Raw genomic sequence first — 24,629 nt, 5'->3', positions numbered from 1 at the left:
AGATGGGGTTAGCAATAGTAGCAATCGGATAAAATGAATATAAATTGTACCTATAGGAAAACATTTATTATATAATTAATATGGAGATCCTAAGTTGGAACATACTTCAGTATATTTATGAGTATAAGATCAAATTTTACTTAGGATATATATGTGATATTTCTAACTTGAAAAATATTTTATTTAGGAATTTACATATAAACTTTAGAAAAACAGGGGGAAGAACATGATAGAAGAATTACATAAATTGCAAAATGGTACTGATATAAGAGGAATTGCAATTGAAAATCCGGAAAAGAAAGTTAATTTGACTGCTGTAGAAGTAAAAGCCATAGCAGGTGGTTTTATAAAATGGCTTAAAGACAAAAAAAATATAAGAAAAGGAAAAATAAAAATTGCAGTAGGCATGGATTCAAGACTGTCAGGACCTGAAATTAAAGAAGTTATTTTAAATGAACTTGTAAATTTGGGGTGCAGCGTATATGACTGCGGACTTTGTACTACCCCAGCTATGTTTATGACTACTGTACTGGGAAATTATAAATGCGATGGATCTATTATGATAACTGCAAGCCATTTGCCTTATTATCACAATGGATTAAAGTTTTTCACTGAAAATGGTGGATGTGAAAAAGAGGATATAAAATACATATTAGATAGTGCAGTGGAGAAAGACTTAAAATACCCTTCGTATAAAGGAGAAATTTCTAAAGTTGACTTCATTGACACATATTCAAATTTATTAGTTGAAAAAATTAGGAAAGGTATAAATTCAAATGAAGATTACGAAATGCCTCTTTCCAAGTTTAAGATTATTGTGGATGCAGGCAATGGAGCAGGGGGATTTTTTGCAAGTAAAGTTTTAAAAAAGTTAGGTGCAGAAGTTGAAGGAAGTCAGTTTATTAATCCAGATGGAAGATTTCCAAATCATATTCCTAATCCTGAAGCAAAAGAAGCCATGGATTCTATTAGAAAGGCAGTACTTGAAAATAAAGCAGATCTTGGCATAGTATTTGATGCAGATGTAGATAGGGCAGCTATTGTAGATGCTGGAGGCATGGAGATAAATAGGAATTCCCTAATAGCTTTAATATCTTCTATAATTTTAGAAGAGCATCCAGGCAGTACTATAGTAACTGATTCTGTAACTTCAAATGGATTAAGTGAATTTATTGAAAATTTAGGTGGAAAACATCATAGATTCAAAAGAGGTTATAGAAACGTAATAAATGAGGGAATAAGGCTAAATGAGCAGGGTGAAAAATGCTACTTGGCTATTGAAACTTCAGGACATGCAGCACTTAAAGAAAATTACTTTTTAGATGATGGAGCTTATTTGATATCTAAAATACTAGTAAAAATGGCTAAACTTCATAAACAAGGTAAAAGTATAGAGGACTTAATAAAAAGTTTAAAAATTTCACCTGAAAGTTTAGAGTTTAGATTTGATATTTTAAACAGTAGTTTTAAAGACTATGGATATAGAATACTGGGTGATTTAAAGAAATATGTAGAAAAAATCAATGGATGGAATGAAGCACCTAATAATTATGAAGGAGTTAGGGTAAATTGTAATAAACTTAATGGAGATGGATGGTTCCTTCTTAGGATTTCTCTTCATGAACCAGTATTGTGTTTGAATATAGAGTCGGATTCCAAAGAGGGAATAAAAGTGATTATGGATAATTTAAAGAATTTTTTAATAAACTATAATGAACTTGATATTAGTAGTTTTAAATAGGAAAATGTGTTATTATATGCTATACTAAATATGCAATTTGTACTATACATGTTAATAATGATATACTATAATATATTATATAGTATATCATTATTGCTTTTACAAATTAAATAAATTGTATATATTAAAAAGGAGAAAATGACCATGATTTTCTATGATGAGAATAATTTAGATATAATAGAAAAAGATTTAAGATATCTTCAATTATTATCTAGAGAATATCCCACAATATCTAGTGCCAGTACGGAAATTATAAATCTTCAGGCTATATTGAATTTACCAAAAGCTACAGAACACTTTATAAGTGACATTCATGGAGAATATGAATCCTTTACCCATATGCTTAGAAATGCATCTGGTGTAATAAAGAGGAAAATTGATGATGTGTTTGGAAATTCATTGAGAGAAGAACAGAAGGCATCACTGGCAACCCTTGTATATTACCCTGAGAGAAAAATAGAATTAATTAAGGAAAAAGAACACAATTTGGAAGAATGGTATAGAATAAGTTTATATCAATTAATTGAATTGTGTAAGAATGTATCTTCAAAATATACTCGCTCTAAAGTGAGAAAAGCACTTCCATCAGATTTTTCATATATAATAGAAGAACTGCTTCACGACCAGGATGATAAGGTAGATAAACAAGCGTATTATAACGGTATAATAAAAACTATAATAGATATAAATCGTGCACCTGAATTCATCATAGCTATTTCAAATGTAATACAGAGGTTAGTTGTAGACAGACTTCATATAATTGGGGATATATATGACAGGGGACCAGGAGCTGAAATTATAATGGATGCTCTTATGAAACATCATTCTGTGGATATTCAATGGGGAAATCATGATATGCTCTGGATGGGAGCGGCAGCTGGCTGCGAAGCTTGTATAGCTAATGTGCTCAGAATATCACTTAGATATGCTAATTTGCATACTATTGAAGATGGATATGGAATAAACTTACTTCCGCTTGCTACTTTTGCCCTTGAATTCTATAAAGATGATCCTTGTAAGAATTTTATTCCTAAGACTTTAAACAAGGATATAAGTAAAAATGAACTTAATTTACTGGCAAAAATGCACAAGGCTATAGCTATAATGCAATTTAAATTAGAGGCAGAAATAATAAAAAGGCATCCTGAATTTAAGATGGATGATAGACTTCTACTTGATAAAATAGATATAGAAAAATGGGAAATAGATATATATGGTCATAATTATAAGTTAAATGATAGCAAGTTTCCTACTATAGATTGGAATGACCCATATAAACTTACAGATAGGGAACAAGAGTTAATTGAAAAGTTGACTAGTTCTTTTGTAAACAGTGAGAAACTTCAAAGACATATTAAATTCTTATATGGTAAAGGGAGTATATACTTGGTATATAATTCAAATCTTTTATACCACGGGTGTATTCCATTGAATAAAGATGGTAGTTTTAGAGAAGTGAAAATAGGAAAAATAAGCTACAGCGGCAGAGAACTTTTAGATAGGTATGACCGTTTAGCGAGAGATGCTTTTTTCTTTAAAAATAATACTAATAGTAAAAAATATGGTATGGATATGATGTGGTATATGTGGTGTGGAGAGGATTCACCTGTGTTTGGAAAAGTTAGAATGACAACTTTTGAAAGATATTTTATTGATGATAAGATAGCACACTATGAAAAGAAGAATTATTATTACCAATATAGGGATGATGAGAATGTGTGCAAGAATATACTGGCAGAATTTAATTTGCCACCTGAAAGTTCTCACATTATAAATGGTCATATTCCAGTAAAAACTAAGGAAGGGGAAAGTCCTATAAAGGCAAACGGAAGATTACTTGTAATAGATGGAGGATTTTGCAAAGCATATCAGCCTGAAACCGGAATAGCAGGGTATACTCTAATATATAATTCTTATGGATTGCTGCTCACTTCTCACGAACCGTTTGGTGCTATAAAAAATGCTATAGAAGAGGACAAAGATATTTTATCTTCTACGGTGATTTTGGAACATGTAACTAAAAGAAAAAGGGTAGAAGATACAGACATAGGAAAAGATCTGACAAAACAGATAGCTGATTTGGAAAAGCTTTTAATAGCATATAGGAAGGGATTAATTAAAGAAGATAACAATCAAATTGAGTGAAATTGTCAATAAGGGCTTTGTTACGCTAATTAATTAGTGTATCAGCCCTTTTGATGAGTATATATGTTTTTAAATTTTAGGCTATAACAATGAAGAAAATATTTTGCAAAAAGCTTCAAAAGATTTAGTAAAAAGAGATAAATTATCAAAGTATTTAGAACTAGCTATCTTACTGTTTTTAAGATCATGAAAAAACAAATCTTCAAGTTCCATTGTGGTATCCTCATCATATATCATAGCATTTATTTCATAATTTAATTGATAGCTTCTTATATCCATATTAGCAGTACCTATGGTACATATTTTACCATCTATAGATGTGGTTTTAGAGTGAATGAAACAATTTTTGTTATAGAAATAAACCTTAACATCACTTTTAGCTAAATCTGCTAGATAGGTTCTTGAAGCATAGTACACTAATATATGATCATATCTTCCAGGAAATAGTATACGTACGTCTATACCGCTTAAAGAGGCTATTTTAAGTGCATTTAATATACTTTCAGTAGGTATGAAGTAAGGAGTTGTAATGTAAATATGATCCTTTGCCATGCTAATCATCTTTAAAATGGCTTGTTCAATAGCAGGAAATTCAGAATCTGGACCACTCTTTACAAGCTGCATTATTTTATTGCTGTTTCTGCCTGATGAAATTTCAGGAAAAATTTCCTTGAAGTTTCCGTCATAAAAGAAATATTCTTTGTTAGCAGATTTTATTGTAACAAAGTCATCTACGAAGACTGCCTGAAGTCCCAAAACAAAATCACCTTTTACCATTATATGAGTATCTCTCCAATACCCGTATTTACTCTTTCCTATATATTCATTTCCTATATTTATTCCACCTACAAAACCTACTTTTCCATCAATAACTACTATTTTTCTGTGATTTCTATAGTTTATCTGGGTGTTTATGTACTTCAAAATTGGTGCTAGAAAGTAAGAATATTGGACCACGTTAACTCCAGCACTTTTCAAATCACTTATATACTTTTTATCAAGGCCTATACAACCTACTCTATCCAGTATGAGACGTACGTCTACACCACTTAAACATTTTTTTATCAATATATCTTTTATTTCATTTCCAATTTCATCACTTTTTATTATGTAATATTCCATATGAATATGATGTTTTGCATTTAGCAATTCCCTTTTAAGATATTTGAATTTTTCAACTCCGCTTTTGAAGATCTTTATAGAATTGTTTGTAAATAATGGCGATTCACTGTTTTTAGAAAGAAGTTCTATTAAAGGGGCATAAGTAGTATCTTTTATATTTTTAATAGCTTCAGATATTAATTCTTTTATATTTACATTTGTTTCATTGTTAAGTTTATGCTTTTTCCAATTTCGTCCCAAAAATATGTAAGCTATTAAACCAAAAGGAGGCATAACTATAAAAATTAACAGCCATGCAATTGTTTTTTCGGGATTTTTTCTTTCCAACATTATAACAGCTATGGACAATATGGCATTTATTACAAAAATCGAGTAAAAAATATTTCGCATAAAAAGATGGCTCCCTATTAAATTCTATGTTAATTGGTAAATTATCTATAGTAATAGTTTGATTTTTATAGGTAGATAATATACACTTTTTATATGAAACTTATAACATTTTTATAATTTTTTATAAGTGTAATACGATAAAACCTGTGCTATAATAATAATATAAAATATAATAAAAATCCACTATAATATAATTAGGAGGGAATAAATTGTTAAAATGCCAAATATGTGGTAAACCAGCGGATAAGCATCATATAGTTTATAGATCTCAGGGAGGAGTGGATTTCCCTTTGAACTTTAAATATCTTTGTTCAGAACATCATAGAGGAAAGAGTGGACCTCACAAGAATAGAAAATTGGACTTGTTGTATAAAGTGGAAATGCAGCAAAAGCTTGAAAAGTTGCTTTACAAAGAGTTTTATACGTTGGATGAATTAGTCAATCTCCTACAAATAAATAAAGGAATGTTAAAAAAACTTCTAAAAGAATATAAATTATATAAAGAAGGATACAGAAGTTTTGATGTTATATATAGATTAATGGGAAAAAAGAAATACACAGAATACATGCTTCAAGAATATTATGATTTTATAGGAAACTTTTAATAACACAGCCTTTTGAAATAGATGTTTCATACTGTTAAATATCTAGAGATAAGTGAGTAAGTATAAAAACTTGTCATTTATTATAAATATAGATTTTTTAATAAAAATTATCTCTCGATAAACGCTTTATATTAACTTAAGTTTTACGAAATATATTAAAAGGGATAATGGATGTAAGTCGCTTTCTAAAAAAGATTAAGTTAGATAAGGGGGTTATTAACATGAAAGAGAATATACTTATGCTGTTAACGTTGGAGGAAATAAGTAATATAACTAAGGGGCTAAAACTTACTATAGAAGCTGTAAAGAACGATAATGTTGAAATTGATGAAAAATTAGAAGATGATATAGAGGAAGTACTTAAAAAGTTGCTTCAAGTAGAGGCTGAATGTTCAAGGTAGTATTGTGAGGGTCAATTATTATTTCTTCTTAAGATTAATAATTGACCTTGTAACTAAGTTCTTTGATTCTAGGATTGTGTAATTTCAAATTTAAATAGTATATTTAAAATAAAAGTATTAAGGAGTAGAAGGACATATGAATATAGCATTTTTTCTAACACCTAAAGAGGAAGTTGTTTGTGAAACTCCAAATTCAACTATGAGACAGGCACTGGAAAGAATGGAAAGGCATAGATATACAGCAATTCCACTAATTGATAGCTGCGGTAAGTATGTGGGAACTCTGACAGAAGGTGATTTGTTGTGGAAACTAAAAAATACTCCAGATTTGAATTTTAAAAATACCAGTAAAGTATTGTTGAAACAAATTTCTAGGCGTATGCATAATAAACCAGTGAAAATTAATTCTAACATGGAAGACTTGGTATCACTTGCGGTAAATCAAAATTTTGTACCTGTAATAGATGATAAGGACATATTTATAGGGATCATAAAAAGAAGTGATATAATAAACTATTGTTACAGACAAATATTTAATGAAAATGCTAACCCAGCTTATGGTGCTAAATAAAAGTGAAAATACTTATTGACATGAAGAAGAATAAGTGATAACATATACTTAATTTAAAAATAAATCCTTTGACGAGGAATAGTAGCAATATTATTAAAGTTACAGAGAGTTGAGAATGGTGGGATCTCAATACTATTGTGTGTTGTGAATGGACCTAAGAGGAGTAAATTGAAATTCGCAGAGCGAAGAGTAGTGGTTAACGTATTCCATACGTTATAATGGATAGGACATGTTAGTGTCTGAAAAAGAGATACTTTTTTAAAGTATAATTTAGGTGGTACCGCGGATATCTCCGTCCTAGTTTTTAGGATGGAGTTTTTTTATTTTATTAAAAAATAAAGTTTGTTAGAAAGAAGTATAGGTGGTGTATGCTATGTTGTGAAAGAAAAGTAGGAAAAATTTATTTATAGATAATTGTAATAATATCAGTTGTATTTTTAATTTAAAGAATATTCAGATTATAGGGAATATTCAAATTTAGATTTAAGGAGAGTGTAAATATGAACTTAAAAAAGATGATTATAAATTCTATACTACTTGCTATAGGTGCAGTGCTGCATCAGATTGCACCACCACTTATACTTGGAATGAAACCTGATCTTTCTCTTGCAATGCTTTTTATAATACTTATGTTTAACAAAGAATATAAAACTTGTCTCTGTGCAGGTATTGTAGCAGGTATTCTTGCAGCTGCAACTACTACTTTCCCTGGGGGGCAATTTGCAAATGTAATAGACAAATTTGTAACTATAAACATAATGTTTGTGCTTATAAAACCTCTTAGAGATAGGATAAACAATCAAATAACTATTTTATTAGTTACTGCTGTAGGTACAATTATAAGTGGTTCCACATTCTTAATGGTAGTATTGCTTACAGTAGGATTAAAGACAAGTTTTACAGCATTGTTCTTATCTGTAGTTTTACCTGCTGCAGTTATAAATACCATAGCAGGAGCAATTTTATTTAATATAATAAATGTAGCTTTAAAAAGAGGAGCTATAAGACAAGTATAAACTAGATTAAGGGCGTAGTTCAAATATGATGGACATTTTTATTTATAATAATATGGATGAAAAAACAGAAAATTAACCAATTGAAGAAGAAAAGTAATTTTACATTAACTTCAAACAAATTAGTTCTACTATGAAATCTATTATCTAACAAATACCCAATGGATTTCATAGTAGAAAAAACATAAAAAAAGCTCAACCTCTAAATAAAACTAAAAGTTTTAAAGGAGGTTGAACATACCATACATTATTATAATGCTATAAATAAAGATAATTACGCATCAATTAATATAGATAAAAAAACAATTAGAAGAATTATAGTAAGTTGTGATGTTGAATGCAATGGAAGCATTGAAGATATTCAAGCACATCTTGAAAATATATTTGATATTCATATATCTGCAGGAAGTATCTCTAATATTTTAACTGAAGCTGCCGAGAAAGCCAAAGGATCTAACGACTTAATTTAACTTGATAGAATTAAAATTGGAGTGCAAATGTTAAGAAACATAAATTTTTCGATTTTCAAAAAATATTAAAAGCAAGCAAGTTAAAAACAATTACTATTGATATAGATAGTACTGTAGAAAATGTTGAAGGTAATCAAGAAGGAGATATGAAAGGATACACCCCAAGAAATATGGCAATAAATGCTATAATGCTTTGATGTCCTTTTTCTCTTCCTATATTTGTATTGGGACAACCACCTGCTTTTATCTTTTGGAAATTCTATATCAACCTGCTGAATTACACTTTCTAAAGCACCTGCAATTTTTTCACTAACATTACCAAGCCAAAACTTATTGATTTTTTTACTACTTTGTTTTACCATAATATCACCTTATTGCCTGTAATTTCTTTTTCAAATTTATCAAAATCTATGGTGTATACACTGTTTGTGTTTACCAGACCGCTGCACACAAGCTTTCTCCCATTGTTTTTTACAGCGTCCATAAAAGGATGATAATAAATCGAAGTCTGTACCATTATGCCATCCTGTGGCCTTGGCATAATCTGTACAAACTAGTTTATGGCAGGCACTACTCCTGGGGAAAAACGCAGCCACTCTTGGTTTACCTTATAATTATGATATTTTTGCTCCCATTTCATAAAGACTTTCTGATAGGAGACTGGAACCTTATAGTATCCAAACACTCCCAACTTCAGATATTTCTCTAAGGCCTTTTTGTTATGCATCTGGTAACCTTAAAGTCCATATCTGCTATCCACATGCCTTGCAGATTCGCTTCTCCAAACGTTGCCTCTAGATTATCCCACTTATTGCAGTCTGTATTCCTACGATCTACAAATACTATTTCCCTGTTCATTGTCTCATTTTCTATATAAGCATGCTTAATTATATGTACAATAGCTTATAAAAGATAATAATGCAATTTATAGAATTTGATTATAGTTCATGCTGGATAAATTCGAAATTACTATTTTACATTTTAATTTATTATATATAAAATAGTATTAATTAGGGAGAATATTGGGAATTATTAAATTAATGAAATGGAGGCATCTTATGAAAAAAATTGTTACATTACTTCTTTGTGTTGTAACCATGATAGCAATGCTAGCTGGATGTAGCAGCACAGGGGAAAAAAATACCGCATCAGAAAATAAAAAGGAGGACAAGACTATTAATGTTGCTACCTCTGGAGATTATCTTGGCTTTACAGTGTATAATGAATCATCAAAGACCTGGTCAGGCTTTGAGATAGACATGTGGAATGAAATTGCTAAACGTATAGGCTACAAGGTAAAATTTGTACAGGAGGATGTAGCTTCCGCCTTTGGAGATTTGGGAACAGGGCATGTGGATACGGTAGCGAAACAGATAAGTATAACACCTGCCCGTAAGGAGAAATATGACTTTACAACCCCATACTTCTTCAGCCCTTACTGCCTTATGGTAAAAGGCGATAATACCAACATAACCAGCTGGAAGGACATGGCAGGAAAGACTATAGGTCTTGCTGATGGAAGTGCAATGAACGAGTTTGTCACTAAACTTGATCCTAACAACAAGGTAAAGAAAACTACATATGAATCTTTTTCTACAATTCCACAGGAGGTTGTGTCTGGACGTATAGATGCAATGCCTTATGCATATCTGCTGATACCTTACCTGATACAAAAAAATCCTAACTGGAATTTAAAGGCTGTTGATACAGCACATCCTATCTATACTGAGGTAAATGGTTATCCATTTGCACGTACGGAACGTGGTACTAAGCTGCTCAAGCTGGTAAACGGAGCCTTAAATGACATGATTAAAGATGGAACCCACAAAAAATTGTGTGAGAAGTGGTTTAAATATGATGTTATGCAGACTAATGCTGCAAAGGAATACTACAATAAGAATAAATAAGTATATTTGTCAGATGCCCCTATTTGAGAGACACCTGCTGTAATATAACTTTTCAATTAAGGAGACATGCCATGGACTTTAATATTGAATATTTTTTTTCTATGTTTCCCGTTATTCTTAGGGGATTGCCTATAACTGTTGAGGTGGCAGGAGCATCGCTGTTTTTTTCAGTTATACTAGGCTTTGTAATTGCGGCCTTTCGCTATTATAACATACCTATGCTTAAGCAGCTTTCCACTGTGTTCGTATCCTTTTTTAGGAGCACTCCATTTATTGCACAGCTGTTTGTTTTTTATTATGGTATTGCACAGGTATCAAAACTAGTAAAGAATATGCCCAGCTTCTGGGCGACAATAATAGTGCTTTCTTTGAGCTTTGCAGCCTATATGAGTGAGGATATAAGAGGAGCTATAACATCAGTCGATAAGGGTCAGTTTGAGGCTGGCATATCTATAGGGCTTAGCTCTTGGCAGACTGTATATCGTATTATTATTCCACAGGCAGTAAGAGTGGCTATACCAGGCATGATGAACAGCTTTGCAAATCTATTCAAATCTACCTCTCTTTGCTTTATTGTGGGCTTGAAGGACATGATAGCTTATTGCAAAAATGAGGCTAATGTATCCTTCCGTTATCTGGAGGGATATATGGCAGTGCTGATTATATACTGGATAATACTTTCTTCCATATCCTATCTTCAGTCCAGGCTGGAGAGGCACATGAATAAAGCCTATTAACAGAATAGAAAAATGAGGTAATATTATGTTAAAGATTAAAGGTTTAAAGAAAAAATTTGATTCTCTAGAGGTATTAAAGGGAATCGATTTAACTGTTGAAAAAGGACAGGTAGTAGCTATTATTGGACCATCTGGAACAGGAAAATCTACACTGCTGCGGTGTATCAACTACCTTGAAAAACCTACAGATGGTACTATTACTATAGGAGACGTGACACTTAGTGGATGGCATCATAAGCATAAGGACGTTTATGCCTTAAGAAGGAAGACCGCAATGGTATTCCAGAACTATAATCTGTTTAAGAACAAAACTGCCCTTCAGAATATAATGGAGCCAATGATAAAATGCCAGGGTATGAATGTAAAGGAAGCAGAGGCTAAGGCTATGGAGATTCTGACCTCTGTGGGGCTTAAAGATAAAAGGAATGTGTATCCGTCACATATGTCAGGAGGACAGCAGCAGCGTGTAGGAATAGGACGTGCCATGGCAGTAAAACCTGAGGTTATGCTGTTTGATGAGCCTACCTCCTCCCTTGATCCGGAGCTGGTAAATGAGGTGCTGGAGGTTATAAGATCCCTGGCCTCAACACATACAATGACGCTTTTAATTGTAACCCATGAGATGAGGTTTGCCAGAGAGGTGTCAGACCGTATAGTGTTTATGGAAAATGGATTTATTGTTCAGGAAGGAACTCCCGAAGAGATATTTAATAGCAGCAACCCAAGAATACAGAGGTTCGTGGGGTCTATTTCAGTATAGGAGGAGGATATTATGCATAGGTTGTGCAGAATGTATCCTTCATGGATGTAAAATGCATGATATGATGAAGACCATGGAGGACTGTCCGAGCAAAAATGGGGAGATACAGAGGAAAGCAAAAAGAGCTATACAAGGATGAGGAGAACCATAAAATACCCTATATAATGCTGCACTTGTAGAGGCGGAGGACTATGGACGTCTTTTACTCGCATGGAGGAGATAATGCTGTTCATGAATAAGGCTGGTTACTAGAGAATAGGTCTTATATTGTGTATTGGTCTTTACAGTGAAACCAAGGAAGTTGACAGGATATTGACTCATAATGGCTTTGAGGTGATTTCAATAATATGTAAGAATGGTGATGTTCCAAAGAGCTTTATGGGGATAAGGGATGATGAAACGGTGTCAGGCTGTGCAAGGGAAAGCAAGTGCAACCCCATAGGATAGGCACTTCTTATGAACGAGCAGGAAACTGAGTTTAACATATTGCTTGGGCTTTGTGTGGGGCACGATACTCTGATGCTTAAATACATGGAGAAACCTGCAACTGTCCTTGCAGTTAAAGATCGTGTAACCAGGACATAACCCGCTTGCAGCTATATACCTGGCTGAGGGCAAGGGTGTCTGCCGTGAGGCAGAATCTGAAGGAAGCTGATGTTTGGATATGGTACTCTTGAACGTATTCTTGCTAGAGGGAACATGTGGCAAGAATATGATAGAGTTGTATCTAACAAGGGAAGCCATAGCGTTGATAAGATGGATGTTTATTAACTTAACGTGAGTTCGAAAATTTGATGCTATTTATGGATAACATTATCATATTATTCCAGATGGCTTAAATTAAGCTATAGCAACGTATTTGTCTAATTTTAGGGATGGTTTCTTAGGAAGAAAGCTGTATGCTATTAAACCTGAAACTGTATTAACCATAAAATTGCTGACACTCCTGTGTCTGCTGTGTTCTATTTGACATATATTTTTCAAATGGTCATTTATTGTTTCAATTACTGCTCTTTTCCTAAGAAGAATTTTATCTTCCATTAACATTAGTTTATTTTTCATATTTTTTCTCAATTTTGTTATCAAGTGTATACCTTTTGGATATAGAATATCTGAAATTTTCTGCGATAAATAGCCTCTATCTCCAAGTAATTTTCCAAATAAATCCTTTGTTAGGTTTTTTATAACATCTAAATTTCTATCATCTACATTTCCAGGGGTTAAGTAGAATGATAAAATTTCACCTTTTATTGAAATTTTGCATAAAATCCCATCCCTTTGTTTTAGTTTTGTTTGTTTTATCACTTACAATAATAAAACATTTTGGTGGGGTTTTTTATACCTTAAATATTTCCATTTAACTCATCGAACTCACGCTAAATAAGTTGATTTTTAAACCAAACTGCATTACTGTAATTAGCCAAGTGGAAGTAGTTTCTTCTTTACAATTGTCTTGAGTAAAGGTAAAATTATTCATAGGATAATACCTGCCTTTCTTAATTTTTCTCTGCAAAGAAAATTATACTTTAAGGCGTGGTATTATCCTACTATTTATTTTTTGGAAACTACAATATGGAAAATACTAAAGTTTTGTTTGTACAAAACTTAGGTAACTATTAATTTAATATTATTTGTTATATTTTTTTAATATTCCTTCCAGTATTCGTGCATGGCGTCCTTCATCTTTTGAAGCTGAATTGAAAAATTCTTTTGCTGCATCTATTTTTTGTTCTTCTGCTTTTAGAGCATCCTCATGTTTTGCATTGTTTGCAAAAATTTCTCCTTCTAGCATTTGTTTTATATCTTCAAAGCAATCATTTGTTATCATATTGTTCAATTCTGCACAAGTTGCAGCGTGCTCTACTTCTTCTTTTGCAAGGACTTTTAGTATTTCGGCAATATCGCCATATCCCTGCCTTTGGGCCTGGCGTGCTATGGCAGTATATAATCCTGCTTCCTTGGTTTCACCATTAAAAGTTTGTTTTACAGACCTTTCTAAATTAGTTCCCTTAGTATCTCCTAAAGTTGTTTCATAAGATAATTTTACATCTTCCATATTAATACCCTTCCTTTTTTTTAATAATTAATTTTTTGTTATATTTTTATGAGATAAATAAGATTCCTGTATTTTATCTGCTACTTTTGAATTGTCTAATTTTATATCATTTAAGTATAGGAGCACACTGCCATTATAATCTTTTGGGTTTCCAAATAAAATTACTTCGCAGGCACTTCTTAAAATATTTATTATGCAATCTTCATCATGATATGCGTTACAATTTTTACATTGATTTAGTATAAAGCCAACAGTATCTATTACAGAGGATTCATCAAAAACTTTTGTATCAAATAAAGGAATGTTTTCTATTTCATTTTCTAGAAATTGTTCATTAGATTTAAGACAAGCAAGTAGATTTTTTTTACAATATCCTATAATGCAATTGGAAGTATCGCACTTACCTCCGCAGTTTTCCTTCCCTAAACAACAGGTTTCCATGGATGTTATTAAGGAATTAAAATCTATATCAGTTTCCATATTATATCATCTCCCTTTATAATAATAATTATATAATATTTATTATTAGTTGTAAAGAGGTTAACTTAAATTTTCCAAAAAACTCAAGTTAAAATATAACTTATAATAATATTTCCTCCAATGCAAATAATAAAGAAAATAATAATTTTATTTAAGAGGGAAGTATGTACATATTAATTTTTGCTATAGGTTTCATTATAGGAATGTTATTAAATACTGTAATAGAAAGTATCTCATATAATATTGTTAAAAACGATAAAAAAACCGGGAGTATTTTTATACCTATTATTTGTAGTCTATGCTTTGAAGTTTCATTTTTACGATTAGGGTTTACTATTATACTCGCTAAGGCAATAGTGATGATATTAATTTTAATTATAATTTCTTTTATTGATCTTAACTATAGAATTATACCTGATTTTATGGTGATTATAACTTTGATTATGGGAATAATGCTTCCTTTTTTCATTAGGAGTTCATTTATAGATACAATACTTGGAATGATATTTGGAGGAGGAACAATGTTTTTATTATCCCTTGTTCCTAATGTTATGGGTGGTGGAGATATAAAGCTTATGTTTGCTATTGGATCTTTTTTAGGATTAAAGAAAACCTTGTGGGCAATTTTTTTAGCCTTTGTCCTATCTTCGATAGTTGGAATTATTTTAATATTATTTAAAGTAAAAGGAACTAAAGATTATATTCCCTTTGGTCCATTTTTATCACTAGGAAGTTTTATTTCACTATTAGTTTTCATGTGAATTTAATTTGGTTTGGTTGTACTTTAAATGAAGGGAGAATATGATGAATAATATAAACTTGGATGTTAACGCTATTAATAAAATAATCAAAAATGTAATAGATGAGATAAGTTCAAGTAGAGGGCAAGTGCTCAGTATTGTTGATTATATAAGAAAAGATCACGAAGATTTAAAGCTTAAACTAGATAAAGTTAAAAAAGATATTGCTAGTGTTATAGATGAAGTTGACGAATTGGAAGAACAGGATAAGGCTGCTAGAAGAAGATTGGCTCATGTATCTGCAAACTTTAATAAGTATACTGAAGATGATATTAAGAAAGCTTATGAAGCAGCATCTGATATGAGAATTAAGTTTTATACGAAAATAAATGAAGAAAAGTCATTGAGAAAAGAAAGAGATAGCCTGGAAATAACCATAAAAAAGATAATGGATAATATTGAAAATGGTGAAAGGATAATTAATCAAATAAGTATTGCTATGGGTTATTTAGAAGGGGATGTTCTTTCTGCTTTAGAAGGATCAGACAAGAATTCTGAGATGTTTATTGGTATAAAAATTTTAGAAGCTCAGGAAAGTGAAAGAAAAAGAATTGCAAGGGATATTCATGATGGGCCAGCTCAACATATGGCTAATGCAGTTATGAAAGTAGATATATGCAAGATGGTTATTGAAAAGAATTTGGAAGAGGGACTTAAGGAGTTAGAAGATTTAAAGGAAAGTGTTAAGGTGGCATTAAAAGAAGTTCGAAGTATTATTTTTGATTTAAGGCCTATGTCTTTGGATGATTTAGGTTTAAGCCAAACTATAGATCAAACAGCAAATGCTATTTTCAAAGAGTCAAATATTGATGTAAAGATAAAAATGAAGCCAATCAAAATGGAAATAGAACCTATTATTCAAGTAGCAGTATATAGAATTGTTCAAGAAATATTTAATAATATCAGAAAACATTCTAAAGCAAAGCATGCAAATGTAAGAATGGATTTTGGTACAAAGTATTTAATGTTAATAATAAATGATGATGGTGTTGGCTTTAATGTAGAAGAGACTTTAAAGAGGGTAAAGACCAAAGGAGCTTCCTATGGGCTTATTGGAATTTTAGATAGAGTAAAGCAACTTCAGGGAGAAATTGAAATCAAATCCTCTGAGAAAGTAGGCACAACTTATACTGTTAAGCTTCCTATTAATCGAGAGGTGATAAAGGATGAAGAACAAGGTGATTAGAATATTAATTGCTGATGATCATGATATAATAAGGCATGGTTTAAAAAGAATTATAAGTTTTGAAAGTGATATGGATATTGTATGTGAGGCGGAAAATGGAGAGAAGGCTCTGGAATTTTTAAAATATCATGAGTTAGATGTTATTGTATTGGATTGCCATATGCCTATTATGGATGGCATTCAGGTTCTTAAAAGCATAAAGGATAAGGACAATAAAATTAAGGTTATAATGTTAACTGTTGAAGATGATAGAAAGACCCTTAATACGGCTATAAGTATTGGAGCAGATGGCTACATGCTTAAGGATTCAGCTGGAACAGATATTGCAGAAGCAATTAGAAGAGTATATAAGGGTGAAAAATACATTGATAAGTCTTTGGTTTCCACACTTTTTTCTGATATAAAGATTAAGGCAAAGAAAGCATCTAATATTTTAGATAATCTCTCAAAAAGGGAAATTGAAGTGCTTAGTAAAATTTCAAAAGGATATAGCAACAAAGAAATTGGAAAACAATTATATATTTCTGAAAAGACAGTTAAAAATTATGCTACAAATCTTTTTAAGAAGATAAATGTAGACGATAGGGTTCACGCCGCAATTGTTGCAATAGAAAATAATATTGATGAATATTATAGAAGTAAATATGAAACTTAATCGTATAAAAATAGGGACTTTGGTCTCTATTTTTTTCTGACTTTTTTACCTATGATATGTGACTTTTGAAATCTGCCAAGTTAAAAATGGTAGATTTATAATAAAATCAATAGAAAAATAAATTTAAAGGGGATGAATAATATGCTGCAAAAATTTAAAGGATATGCCTTAAATAAGTTAAAAGAAGAAAAAGGACAAGGTATGGTTGAGTATGCACTAATAATAGGACTTGTAGCAATAGTAGTTATTGCCGTATTGGTACTACTTGGACCAGCGATTTCTGCAAAATTTCAGGATATAATAAATGCCCTTCAATAAAATAGAAAAAGTTCTGCTGAGGTTTTTCCAAAATACTCTAATCACAAAAAGGTGGTTAGAGTATTTTGAAAACTAATCAAAAGGAAGTGGTTATATTGAAAAACTTAAAGAATGAAAAGGGGCAGGCTTTAGTTGAATTTGCAATAATCCTTCCAATCCTTCTATTAATTGTAATGGGAATAGTTCAATTTGGAATGGTGATAAATTCCTACATTACTATTGAAAATGCATCGAGAGAAGGTGCAAGGGCAGGAATTATAGGCAGCACTGATCAGGAAATTCAATATTTAATTGTAACTACTTCTCCTAATTTAGATCCTAAGAATTTAACAGTAACTATAACTCCTAGTGAAAGTAGCAGAAGATCCGGAGATAGCCTTATTGTAAAAGTAACTTATAAATATAATCTCACTGTTCCAATTATAAGTAGTCTTTTTAATAATGTAATAGTATTAAATGGGCAGACAACTATGAGGGTTGAGTGAGGAGAGATATAAATGAGAAAGTTAAATGATAGAGGAAATGTTGCCATTATTTCCTGTTTACTCATTACCGCATTGCTTGGCTTTACTGCTTACGTACTTGATATAGGTATGATTTATATTGAAAAGACAAAGTTAACAAATGCAATCGACTCAGGGGCCTTAGCAGCTGCACTTGAATTACCTGATAATGAGGTGAGGGCAAGGACTGCAGCTGTAGATTATCTTCAAAAAAATAATGTAGATCCAAGTCTAGCTCTAATAACTGTTGGTGCAGATCATAAGAGCATTCAAATAGAAGAAGTTAAAAATGTAAAACACCTGTTTGCTCAAATAATAGGAATAAACAGCAGCAATATAAAGGCTAAGACAAAGGCTGTGGTTGCACCTGCAAAATCAGTAACAGGTGGGATAAGGCCTTTTGCTGTAGAAGTATATAAATTTTCGTATGGGGACTTAGTAACACTTAAAGAAGATGCAGGAGATGGATATTCAGGAAATTATGGTGCAGTTTCGCTTGGTGGGTCTGGTGGAAGTGTTTTTAGAGCAAATGCACTGTATGGTTACAGTGGAACAATATCAGTAGGCGATTATATAGATACTGAACCGGGTAATATGGCAGGAGCTTGTAATGATATAAAAAATTATATCAACTCTGAACACAGCACTTTTGATAACTTTCCTAGAGATTCCATAAGGCTGTGGATAATGCCCTTAGTAGATTCTTTAGCTGTAAGTGGACAAAAGTCAGTATTAGTAGTAGGATTTGCAGCGTTTTATGTAGAGAATGTAACTAATAATTCAGGGAAAATAGAAGTTAAAGGAAGGTTTGTTAGATTTGTTTTAAATTGTCCGGTTGATACAAATTTAAATGACACAGGGTTATATGGTGCAAAATTATCAAAATAAATAGAATTACTAATATGGGATGAAGGAGGATAGTGATGAAAGGCAGAGGACAAAAATTGATATTGATATCTTTTATTTTAGCACTAATAGCTGCAGTGGCTGCTTTTGCATATTTACAATCTTTGAAATCGTCAAGTGAAGCAGCTAAAAAAACAACGATTTTAGTAGCAGCTGAGACAATATCTCCAGGAACCCTTATAGATAAGAAAATGATAAAAAAGATACAGGTGCCTTACAATCCTATTTTTGATAACTATATTAAGGATTCTTCGAAAATTGCTGGAAAATATACAACTGAAACAATTTCAAAAAATGAAGGGTTTCATATTGATAAACTTTTGGAGAAAGGTGGAGATGAACTTAACTTAAAAATAGATAATGATTATAGAGCAATTTCCATTAGTGTCACAGGTGATTCAGGAGTTTCAGGATTGTTAAAACCAAAAGATTATGTGGATATCATTGTGTATACATCTGAAAAAAGAGATGGAATAAAAGTAGTTAGACCAGATGAAGCAAAAATTGTATTACAGAACATTCAGGTATTAGCAGTAGATAAACAGATAAGCAGAGACAATAAAGAAAGTAATAGTAATAAAAGCAGTGATAATGGAAAAGCACCAACAAATTTTTTAGTAACCCTATCAGTTAAAGTATCAGATTTGGAAAAGGTAGTACTTGCTCAAAGTATAGGAAGCATCAAGCTAGCTCTTAGACCATTAAAAGATGAAATAACTACACAAACAAATGGAACTACATGGGAAGATATGTCTGTTAATACGGATGAAAAGACCTTCAATAAAGAAAATAATTTAAATATTACAAGTAGTGAAAATTATAAAAGTTATACAGTGGAACCTGGGGATACTTTAAAAAGTATTAGTAGGAAAGTTTATGAAAATGAAGATAAATATACAGCTATAAAAGAAGCAAATAATATACAGGATGAGAATTTAATATTAACTGGTGAGACAATTAAAATTCCAATACTCGGGCAGTAGGGGGATGAAACAATGAATAAGATCAAAGTGCTAATTGCAGATGATATTGAAGAAACTAGAAATGTAATAAAAAAAATATTGAAGTTAGATAAAGAAAATATTGAAGTTGTAGGAGAAGCGGATAATGGTGAAGAAGTATTCAAAATTATACCAAAGGTAAAGCCTGATGTGGTTTTGATGGATATTAATATGCCTGTTTTAAATGGCTTAGAAGCTACTGAAAAAATAACCACGGAGTACCCTTCTGTAATGGTAATCATTATGTCTGTTCAGGCTGAAAGTGAGTATTTAAAAAAGGCAATGTTTCATGGTGCTAAAGAATATATAATAAAACCTTTTAACTATAACACCTTAATTGAGACTATAACAACAACTTATGAAAAGTGCAGGGAACGACAGGTAAAGCTTACAGGAAGTGCAGAAAAAGTGAAAGATGCAAAAACTATAGCTTTCTTTAGTTCTAAAGGTGGTGTGGGAAAATCAGTTTTAGCGGTTAATACAGCTATTGTTTTAAGTAAGGAATCCGATAAAAAAGTACTCCTTATGGACATGGATTTGCAGTTTGGGGATATATCCATGTTGGTTAATAAGTATAATGAAAAGACTATTCTAGATGCAGTGGAGGATGGACAAATAGATTCTTATGAAAATATAAAACCTTATTTATATAAATATAATAATAATCTTGATATATTCTTTGCTCCTCAAAAACCAGAAGCAGCGGAATATATAACAAAAGAAACTATTGAGAAAATAATGAAGGATGTAAGAAAGGAATACGACGTAATTGTTGTAGACACAGGTATTAATTTTAATGATAGTACCCTTTATATTTTAGATATGGCACAAAAAATACTTATGGTGTCAACTATGGAGATTATGGCTCTTAAGAATACTAAATTGGGTCTTAAAGTTATGGAATCCGTTGGATATGATAAAGACAAAGTTAAGCTTGTTATAAATAGATTTAATGTAAAGTATGGAATAAACAAAAAAGAAGTGGAGGAGGCTTTTAAGGATGGTGTCTTTGCATTTATACCAGATGAAGAAAAGACTGTTATTGTTTCAGTAAATAAAGGGATTCCTTTATGTCATGATGACAAATACTATAAATTAAAAGTAGGAAAGGCACTGGATGAAATGTGTAAGAGCTTGATTAAGGCATTTTGAAAGAAATAACAAGTCACTATGGGAAGAATATTTGACTTGTTATTTTTTTAAGACTTAAGTAGGAGGAATTACTATGTCTCTTATGAAAAGACTGGAAGAAATAAATGTAGATAAAAAAGCCAATAAATCTGTTAGGGAAGAAATAGATCCTTATTATGAATTGAAGATGAAAATTCAAAATAGGGTAATCGAAGAACTTGATATAGATTTTGATGAAATTTCTGAACATAATCAGGAACTAAAGCAAAAAATTGATTATATTGTCACCAAGCATATTGAAATGGAATCACTAAATATGACCAATAATCATAAGAAAAAAATAAAAGAAGAGCTGTTAAATGAAATTATAGGATTTGGTCCGATTACAGGATTGCTTTCAGATAATAGCGTTACTGAAATTATGGTTAATGGTCCAGAGCATGTATATATTGAAAAAAACGGAAAGCTGGTGCTTACAGATGCCAAGTTTAAAGATGATAATCACGTACTTCATGTTATAAAAAAAATTGTAGCACCAATTGGAAGGAGAATAGATGAAAGTTCACCTATGGTAGATGCTAGGCTCCCTAATGGCTCTAGAGTAAATGCTATAATATCTCCCTTAGCCATTGATGGTCCCTCTATCACTATTAGAAAATTTGCAGAAGATCCATTTAAAGTAGAGGATTTGGTTAGCTTTGGAACAATGACTCAAAGCATGGCAAAACTTATAAAATATTGTGTAGAAGGAAGATTAAATATAGTTGTTTCAGGTGGTACAGGAAGTGGTAAAACTACTACGTTAAATGTTCTTTCATCATTTATACCTGAGAATGAACGCATAGTGACTATTGAGGATGCAGCAGAGCTTCAGCTTTCTCAGGAGCATGTGGTGAGGCTTGAGACGAGACCGGCAAATGTAGAAGGAAAAGGGGAAATTACTATAAGGGATTTAGTTAGAAATAGTTTAAGAATGCGTCCTGACAGAATTATTGTAGGTGAGGTTCGTTCTGGAGAAGCTTTGGATATGCTGCAAGCTATGAATACTGGCCATGATGGATCTCTTACAACAGGTCATGCTAATTCACCAAGAGATATGTTATCTAGAATTGAAACCATGGTGCTTATGTCGGGAATGAATCTTCCAATTAAGGCTATCAGAGATCAGGTGGCTTCTGCTATTGATATAATAGTTCAGCAATCAAGGCTCATGGATGGAAGTAGAAAAATCACTTATATAACGGAGGTTCAAGGCATGGAGGGGGATGTAATTATACTTCAGGATATATTTAAGTTTGAGCAAAAGGGCGTTGATAATAGGGGAAAAGTAAGAGGAGAATTTGTTTCTACAGGTATTATGCCCAAATTTGTACAGAAGCTTAAGGAGAAAGGTATAAATGTACCACCAGATATTTTGAGATAACTTCTTATTTTCTTTCAAATGCCTAAAGCAAAATCAAGGAGGAGGGCTTATGATATATGTTATAGTAACAGCGATATTTTTAATGGTGTGGCTTTTTATAAGCACTGTATTAATTGCCTTATTTAGTAAAGATAAGCCTATTCGTAAGCTTAAATATTTTGATGAAGATTATGCTATTTCCCAAAAGTATAAAGATAATAAGAAGGACAGGATAAGCATATTAAAAACTCTATCAACTTTAATTCCTAAGATCTGGTTAAATAAAAAGAAAGATAAAAAGCTTGAGATTGAACTTATGAAGGCAGATTTATCTATTACTGTAGAGGAACTTCTAGTTATAAAAATACTATTTTCCTCTGCTTTTGCTTTTCTTGCATTTGCAGTTTTTAAAAATTATTTTATTATCATTTTAATTTACATTCTAATATGGAACGTTCCCCAATTTATAATAAGAAAGAGGAAAAAAGATAGAATAAAGCACTTTGACAGTGAATTAAATGAGGGTATAACTATAATTTCAAACTCCTTAAAAGCAGGATATTCTTTCTTACAAGCTATAGCTGTAGTATCAGAAGAAACCAGTGATCCTTTTTCAAAGGAATTTAAGAAATTACTCAAAGAGATGAGTCTTGGGATTTCTGAAGAAGATGCTTTAAAAAATTTGCTTAGTAGAGTTGAATCAGAAGATCTCAGACTTATAGTGAATGTTATTTTAATACAGAAAGATATAGGAGGAAATTTATCTGAAGTACTTGATAATATATCGGAAACTATAAGGGAAAGACAAAAGATAAAAAGTGAGCTAAAAACACTGACAGCTCAGGGAAGATTATCAGGCATTATTTTAATGCTTATACCTATTTTTTTAGGAGTAACGATTTATCTTTTTAACAAGGAGTATATACTTTTGCTATTTACAACTTCTATTGGCTTAATTATGGTAGCGGCTGCTGTCTTAAGTGAGTTTCTTGGATTATTAATAATAAGAAAAATTATTAATATAGATATGTGAGAAAGGAGAGAGGTACATGCTTTATTTTGCATTTTTTATCTTCTTTTTATCAATTTTCTTTCTTTTCTATGGAATACTAACAGCTATAAACAGTGACAAAATAAAAATTAAAAAGAGATTTACAGAGCTTAATGAGCTGGATAAGTTGAAAGAAGAAGAAATTGAGAATAAGACTTTTTCAGAAAGAATGATAATGCCCTTTTATGAAAACTTTAGTAAGGTTTTGCTTAGAATAACGCCTCATCAAAAAATTGTAATGCTTAACAAAAAGTTAGAAAGAGCAGGAGTTTTAAAAAATAGCACTGTTCAAAAATGGATACTTAAAAAGAGCATGATTATCTTGATTTTTTCTACAATTCTAGGAGTACTGGTGCTAATGGTTGATTTTAATATAATGAAAGTTATTGTTTTTACAATACTTGTAGTGATAACTATTAATGTCTTCTTTAATTTTTATCTATCAAGAAGAATTCAAAATAGAAAAAACAAAATTTTAAAGGACTTACCTTATACTTTAGATTTAATTACAGTTAGTGTTGAGGCAGGTTTGTCCTTTGATGGTGCTATAGCTAGAGTTATAAGTAATATAAGGGGAGAACTTTGTGACGAATTTGCAAAGAGTCTTAAAGAAATTACTATGGGAATAGAGCGAAAAGCCGCCCTTAAGAATATGAGTGAACGTTGTGATGTAAAGGAACTTTCCATGTTTATTAGTTCCTTAATCCAGGCAGATGAATTGGGAGTAAGTTTAAGCAAAGTGCTCAGAATTGAATCTGCAAATTTGAGAGAACATAGGAGACAGGTGTCTAGAGAAAAGGCCATGAAGGCTCCTATTAAAATGCTTTTTCCATTAATCTTTTTTATTTTTCCTACCATATTTATAATTATATTAGGTCCTGCTGTTATAAGGATGATTACTATATTTGCTAAGAGGTGATAATGTGGTCAAGATTTTAGTGTATGAGTCAAAGGTTATAGCTGAAATATTTATAGCGGATAGTTTTGTTAAAAGATTTTTAGGGTTTATGTTTCGGAAAAAACCACATCATGAGGGAATTTTGATTAAGCCTTGTAACAGCATTCATACATTCTTTATGAAATTCTCTATTGATGTTTTGTTTGTAAGTGAGGACATGAAAGTGATAAAAAAAGTAGAAGACCTGAAACCAGGGAAGATTATAATGCCCCAGGGAAAAGCTAAAATGGTTATAGAAGGAAGCACTGGAACATTTAAAAATGTTGAAGAAGGAAAGTTAATAGAGATTCGTAAAAAAATTTACATAAAGTAAAAGAATG

25 protein-coding genes, 3 pseudogenes and 1 other annotated feature are annotated in these 24,629 nt (G+C 31.4%); of the genes and pseudogenes, 23 read left to right on the top strand and 5 right to left on the bottom strand.

Annotated features, from left to right (window positions below; all coding sequences use genetic code 11):
• The first annotated feature begins 226 nt into the window (after positions 1-226).
• A complete protein-coding gene (locus CLAU_RS04255; protein WP_013239544.1) occupies positions 227-1,741 on the top strand; it encodes a phosphohexomutase domain-containing protein in 1,515 nt (504 codons plus the stop codon).
• 144 nt (positions 1,742-1,885) lie between these two features.
• Positions 1,886-3,886, top strand: coding sequence for a fructose-bisphosphatase class III (locus tag CLAU_RS04250; protein WP_013239543.1), 2,001 nt, complete (start codon positions 1,886-1,888; stop codon positions 3,884-3,886).
• Positions 3,887-3,967: 81 nt separating this feature from the next.
• On the opposite strand, the gene cls is transcribed toward CLAU_RS04250, so the two are convergent.
• Positions 3,968-5,398, bottom strand: a complete 1,431-nt coding sequence (gene cls, locus CLAU_RS04245; protein ID WP_013239542.1) for a cardiolipin synthase — start codon at positions 5,396-5,398, stop codon at positions 3,968-3,970.
• Between the two features lie 209 nt (positions 5,399-5,607).
• On the opposite strand from cls, the gene CLAU_RS04240 reads away from it, so the two are divergent.
• The 5 genes and pseudogenes from CLAU_RS04240 to CLAU_RS21070 form a co-directional block, all read left to right on the top strand.
• Positions 5,608-6,003, top strand: a complete 396-nt coding sequence (locus CLAU_RS04240; protein WP_013239541.1) for an HNH endonuclease — start codon at positions 5,608-5,610, stop codon at positions 6,001-6,003.
• 221 nt (positions 6,004-6,224) lie between these two features.
• On the top strand, positions 6,225-6,404 hold the full coding sequence (locus CLAU_RS04235; RefSeq protein ID WP_013239540.1) for a hypothetical protein: 180 nt from the start codon (positions 6,225-6,227) through the stop codon (positions 6,402-6,404).
• Positions 6,405-6,540: 136 nt separating this feature from the next.
• Positions 6,541-6,975, top strand: coding sequence for a CBS domain-containing protein (locus CLAU_RS04230; RefSeq protein WP_013239539.1), 435 nt, complete (start codon positions 6,541-6,543; stop codon positions 6,973-6,975).
• Between the two features lie 59 nt (positions 6,976-7,034).
• Positions 7,035-7,278: a binding site (T-box leader), on the top strand.
• 197 nt (positions 7,279-7,475) lie between these two features.
• Entirely contained in the window at positions 7,476-7,991 is a 516-nt protein-coding gene (locus CLAU_RS04225; protein WP_013239538.1) for a tryptophan transporter, read from the top strand.
• Positions 7,992-8,482: 491 nt separating this feature from the next.
• A pseudogene (locus tag CLAU_RS21070) lies at positions 8,483-8,663 on the top strand (IS1380 family transposase); the annotation flags it as partial.
• Positions 8,664-8,813: 150 nt separating this feature from the next.
• Here CLAU_RS21070 and CLAU_RS04215 read toward each other — a convergent pair.
• The gene (locus CLAU_RS04215; RefSeq protein WP_156496164.1) at positions 8,814-8,975 is read right to left on the bottom strand and encodes a hypothetical protein; all 162 of its coding nucleotides are present in this window, start codon (positions 8,973-8,975) and stop codon (positions 8,814-8,816) included.
• 523 nt (positions 8,976-9,498) lie between these two features.
• Here CLAU_RS04215 and CLAU_RS04210 point away from each other — a divergent pair.
• The 4 genes and pseudogenes from CLAU_RS04210 (at position 9,499) to CLAU_RS21065 (ending at position 12,447) form a co-directional block, all read left to right on the top strand.
• A complete protein-coding gene (locus CLAU_RS04210) occupies positions 9,499-10,365 on the top strand; it encodes a transporter substrate-binding domain-containing protein (protein ID WP_013239534.1) in 867 nt (288 codons plus the stop codon).
• A gap of 71 nt (positions 10,366-10,436) precedes the next feature.
• Positions 10,437-11,102, top strand: coding sequence for an amino acid ABC transporter permease (locus tag CLAU_RS04205; protein ID WP_013239533.1), 666 nt, complete (start codon positions 10,437-10,439; stop codon positions 11,100-11,102).
• Positions 11,103-11,127: 25 nt separating this feature from the next.
• Positions 11,128-11,862, top strand: a complete 735-nt coding sequence (locus CLAU_RS04200; RefSeq protein ID WP_013239532.1) for an amino acid ABC transporter ATP-binding protein — start codon at positions 11,128-11,130, stop codon at positions 11,860-11,862.
• A gap of 267 nt (positions 11,863-12,129) precedes the next feature.
• Positions 12,130-12,447: pseudogene (locus tag CLAU_RS21065) on the top strand (DUF1847 domain-containing protein).
• Positions 12,448-12,702: 255 nt separating this feature from the next.
• Here CLAU_RS21065 and CLAU_RS04190 read toward each other — a convergent pair.
• The 3 genes and pseudogenes from CLAU_RS04190 to CLAU_RS04180 all read right to left on the bottom strand — a co-directional run.
• Positions 12,703-13,107, bottom strand: a pseudogene (locus CLAU_RS04190) (transposase); the annotation flags it as partial.
• 382 nt (positions 13,108-13,489) lie between these two features.
• Positions 13,490-13,918 (bottom strand): ferritin family protein, encoded by a 429-nt coding sequence (locus CLAU_RS04185; RefSeq protein ID WP_013239529.1) that lies wholly within the window; start codon positions 13,916-13,918, stop codon positions 13,490-13,492.
• Positions 13,919-13,945: 27 nt separating this feature from the next.
• Positions 13,946-14,398, bottom strand: a complete 453-nt coding sequence (locus CLAU_RS04180; protein ID WP_013239528.1) for a hypothetical protein — start codon at positions 14,396-14,398, stop codon at positions 13,946-13,948.
• Positions 14,399-14,562: 164 nt separating this feature from the next.
• Between CLAU_RS04180 and CLAU_RS04175 the strand changes: the two genes are divergently transcribed.
• The 12 genes from CLAU_RS04175 to CLAU_RS04120 all read left to right on the top strand — a co-directional run bounded on the left by CLAU_RS04175 (position 14,563) and on the right by CLAU_RS04120 (position 24,622).
• Positions 14,563-15,159 (top strand): prepilin peptidase, encoded by a 597-nt coding sequence (locus CLAU_RS04175; protein WP_013239527.1) that lies wholly within the window; start codon positions 14,563-14,565, stop codon positions 15,157-15,159.
• Positions 15,160-15,199: 40 nt separating this feature from the next.
• Positions 15,200-16,384 (top strand): sensor histidine kinase, encoded by a 1,185-nt coding sequence (locus CLAU_RS04170; RefSeq protein WP_242825680.1) that lies wholly within the window; start codon positions 15,200-15,202, stop codon positions 16,382-16,384.
• A complete protein-coding gene (locus CLAU_RS04165) occupies positions 16,365-17,039 on the top strand; it encodes a response regulator (protein ID WP_013239525.1) in 675 nt (224 codons plus the stop codon). Before CLAU_RS04170 ends, CLAU_RS04165 begins: the two co-directional genes overlap by 20 nt.
• Positions 17,040-17,180: 141 nt before the next feature.
• Positions 17,181-17,357, top strand: coding sequence for a Flp family type IVb pilin (locus tag CLAU_RS04160; RefSeq protein ID WP_013239524.1), 177 nt, complete (start codon positions 17,181-17,183; stop codon positions 17,355-17,357).
• 65 nt (positions 17,358-17,422) lie between these two features.
• Entirely contained in the window at positions 17,423-17,842 is a 420-nt protein-coding gene (locus tag CLAU_RS04155) for a TadE/TadG family type IV pilus assembly protein (RefSeq protein ID WP_013239523.1), read from the top strand.
• 12 nt (positions 17,843-17,854) lie between these two features.
• The gene (locus CLAU_RS04150; RefSeq protein ID WP_013239522.1) at positions 17,855-18,748 is read left to right on the top strand and encodes a pilus assembly protein TadG-related protein; all 894 of its coding nucleotides are present in this window, start codon (positions 17,855-17,857) and stop codon (positions 18,746-18,748) included.
• Between the two features lie 35 nt (positions 18,749-18,783).
• Positions 18,784-19,749 carry a Flp pilus assembly protein CpaB gene (cpaB, locus tag CLAU_RS04145; protein WP_013239521.1) on the top strand — a complete coding sequence of 322 codons (966 nt, stop codon included), beginning with the start codon at positions 18,784-18,786 and terminating at the stop codon, positions 19,747-19,749.
• A 12-nt stretch (positions 19,750-19,761) separates the two neighbouring features.
• Positions 19,762-20,919 carry a CpaE/TadZ family protein gene (locus CLAU_RS04140; RefSeq protein WP_013239520.1) on the top strand — a complete coding sequence of 386 codons (1,158 nt, stop codon included), beginning with the start codon at positions 19,762-19,764 and terminating at the stop codon, positions 20,917-20,919.
• A gap of 73 nt (positions 20,920-20,992) precedes the next feature.
• A complete protein-coding gene (locus CLAU_RS04135; RefSeq protein ID WP_013239519.1) occupies positions 20,993-22,321 on the top strand; it encodes a TadA family conjugal transfer-associated ATPase in 1,329 nt (442 codons plus the stop codon).
• A gap of 49 nt (positions 22,322-22,370) precedes the next feature.
• Positions 22,371-23,333: a type II secretion system F family protein gene (locus CLAU_RS04130; RefSeq protein WP_013239518.1), complete on the top strand. Its 963-nt coding sequence runs from the start codon at positions 22,371-22,373 to the stop codon at positions 23,331-23,333.
• A gap of 16 nt (positions 23,334-23,349) precedes the next feature.
• Entirely contained in the window at positions 23,350-24,270 is a 921-nt protein-coding gene (locus tag CLAU_RS04125) for a type II secretion system F family protein (protein ID WP_013239517.1), read from the top strand.
• 4 nt (positions 24,271-24,274) lie between these two features.
• Positions 24,275-24,622 carry a DUF192 domain-containing protein gene (locus tag CLAU_RS04120; RefSeq protein ID WP_029169982.1) on the top strand — a complete coding sequence of 116 codons (348 nt, stop codon included), beginning with the start codon at positions 24,275-24,277 and terminating at the stop codon, positions 24,620-24,622.
• Positions 24,623-24,629 lie beyond the last annotated feature (7 nt).

Source organism: Clostridium autoethanogenum DSM 10061, assembly GCF_001484725.1.
GTDB lineage: Bacteria > Bacillota > Clostridia > Clostridiales > Clostridiaceae > Clostridium_B > Clostridium_B ljungdahlii.
Note: the sequence above shows the minus strand (reverse complement) of the source record. Positions and strands in the feature narration are given on the sequence as shown.

What these genes read in the sequence shown, in the direction of transcription:
- CLAU_RS04255 (WP_013239544.1), top strand. Translation starts at nt 227, where the DNA reads ATGATAGAAGAATTACATAAATTGCAAAATGGTACTGATATAAGAGGA.
- CLAU_RS04250 (WP_013239543.1), top strand. Translation starts at nt 1,886, where the DNA reads ATGATTTTCTATGATGAGAATAATTTAGATATAATAGAAAAAGATTTA.
- cls (WP_013239542.1), bottom strand. Translation starts at nt 5,398, where the DNA reads ATGCGAAATATTTTTTACTCGATTTTTGTAATAAATGCCATATTGTCC.
- CLAU_RS04235 (WP_013239540.1), top strand. Translation starts at nt 6,225, where the DNA reads ATGAAAGAGAATATACTTATGCTGTTAACGTTGGAGGAAATAAGTAAT.
- CLAU_RS04230 (WP_013239539.1), top strand. Translation starts at nt 6,541, where the DNA reads ATGAATATAGCATTTTTTCTAACACCTAAAGAGGAAGTTGTTTGTGAA.
- CLAU_RS04225 (WP_013239538.1), top strand. Translation starts at nt 7,476, where the DNA reads ATGAACTTAAAAAAGATGATTATAAATTCTATACTACTTGCTATAGGT.
- CLAU_RS04215 (WP_156496164.1), bottom strand. Translation starts at nt 8,975, where the DNA reads ATGGTACAGACTTCGATTTATTATCATCCTTTTATGGACGCTGTAAAA.
- CLAU_RS04210 (WP_013239534.1), top strand. Translation starts at nt 9,499, where the DNA reads ATGAAATGGAGGCATCTTATGAAAAAAATTGTTACATTACTTCTTTGT.
- CLAU_RS04205 (WP_013239533.1), top strand. Translation starts at nt 10,437, where the DNA reads ATGGACTTTAATATTGAATATTTTTTTTCTATGTTTCCCGTTATTCTT.
- CLAU_RS04200 (WP_013239532.1), top strand. Translation starts at nt 11,128, where the DNA reads ATGTTAAAGATTAAAGGTTTAAAGAAAAAATTTGATTCTCTAGAGGTA.
- CLAU_RS04185 (WP_013239529.1), bottom strand. Translation starts at nt 13,918, where the DNA reads ATGGAAGATGTAAAATTATCTTATGAAACAACTTTAGGAGATACTAAG.
- CLAU_RS04180 (WP_013239528.1), bottom strand. Translation starts at nt 14,398, where the DNA reads ATGGAAACTGATATAGATTTTAATTCCTTAATAACATCCATGGAAACC.
- CLAU_RS04175 (WP_013239527.1), top strand. Translation starts at nt 14,563, where the DNA reads ATGTACATATTAATTTTTGCTATAGGTTTCATTATAGGAATGTTATTA.
- CLAU_RS04170 (WP_242825680.1), top strand. Translation starts at nt 15,200, where the DNA reads ATGATGAATAATATAAACTTGGATGTTAACGCTATTAATAAAATAATC.
- CLAU_RS04165 (WP_013239525.1), top strand. Translation starts at nt 16,365, where the DNA reads ATGAAGAACAAGGTGATTAGAATATTAATTGCTGATGATCATGATATA.
- CLAU_RS04160 (WP_013239524.1), top strand. Translation starts at nt 17,181, where the DNA reads ATGCTGCAAAAATTTAAAGGATATGCCTTAAATAAGTTAAAAGAAGAA.
- CLAU_RS04150 (WP_013239522.1), top strand. Translation starts at nt 17,855, where the DNA reads ATGAGAAAGTTAAATGATAGAGGAAATGTTGCCATTATTTCCTGTTTA.
- cpaB (WP_013239521.1), top strand. Translation starts at nt 18,784, where the DNA reads ATGAAAGGCAGAGGACAAAAATTGATATTGATATCTTTTATTTTAGCA.
- CLAU_RS04140 (WP_013239520.1), top strand. Translation starts at nt 19,762, where the DNA reads ATGAATAAGATCAAAGTGCTAATTGCAGATGATATTGAAGAAACTAGA.
- CLAU_RS04135 (WP_013239519.1), top strand. Translation starts at nt 20,993, where the DNA reads ATGTCTCTTATGAAAAGACTGGAAGAAATAAATGTAGATAAAAAAGCC.
- CLAU_RS04130 (WP_013239518.1), top strand. Translation starts at nt 22,371, where the DNA reads ATGATATATGTTATAGTAACAGCGATATTTTTAATGGTGTGGCTTTTT.
- CLAU_RS04125 (WP_013239517.1), top strand. Translation starts at nt 23,350, where the DNA reads ATGCTTTATTTTGCATTTTTTATCTTCTTTTTATCAATTTTCTTTCTT.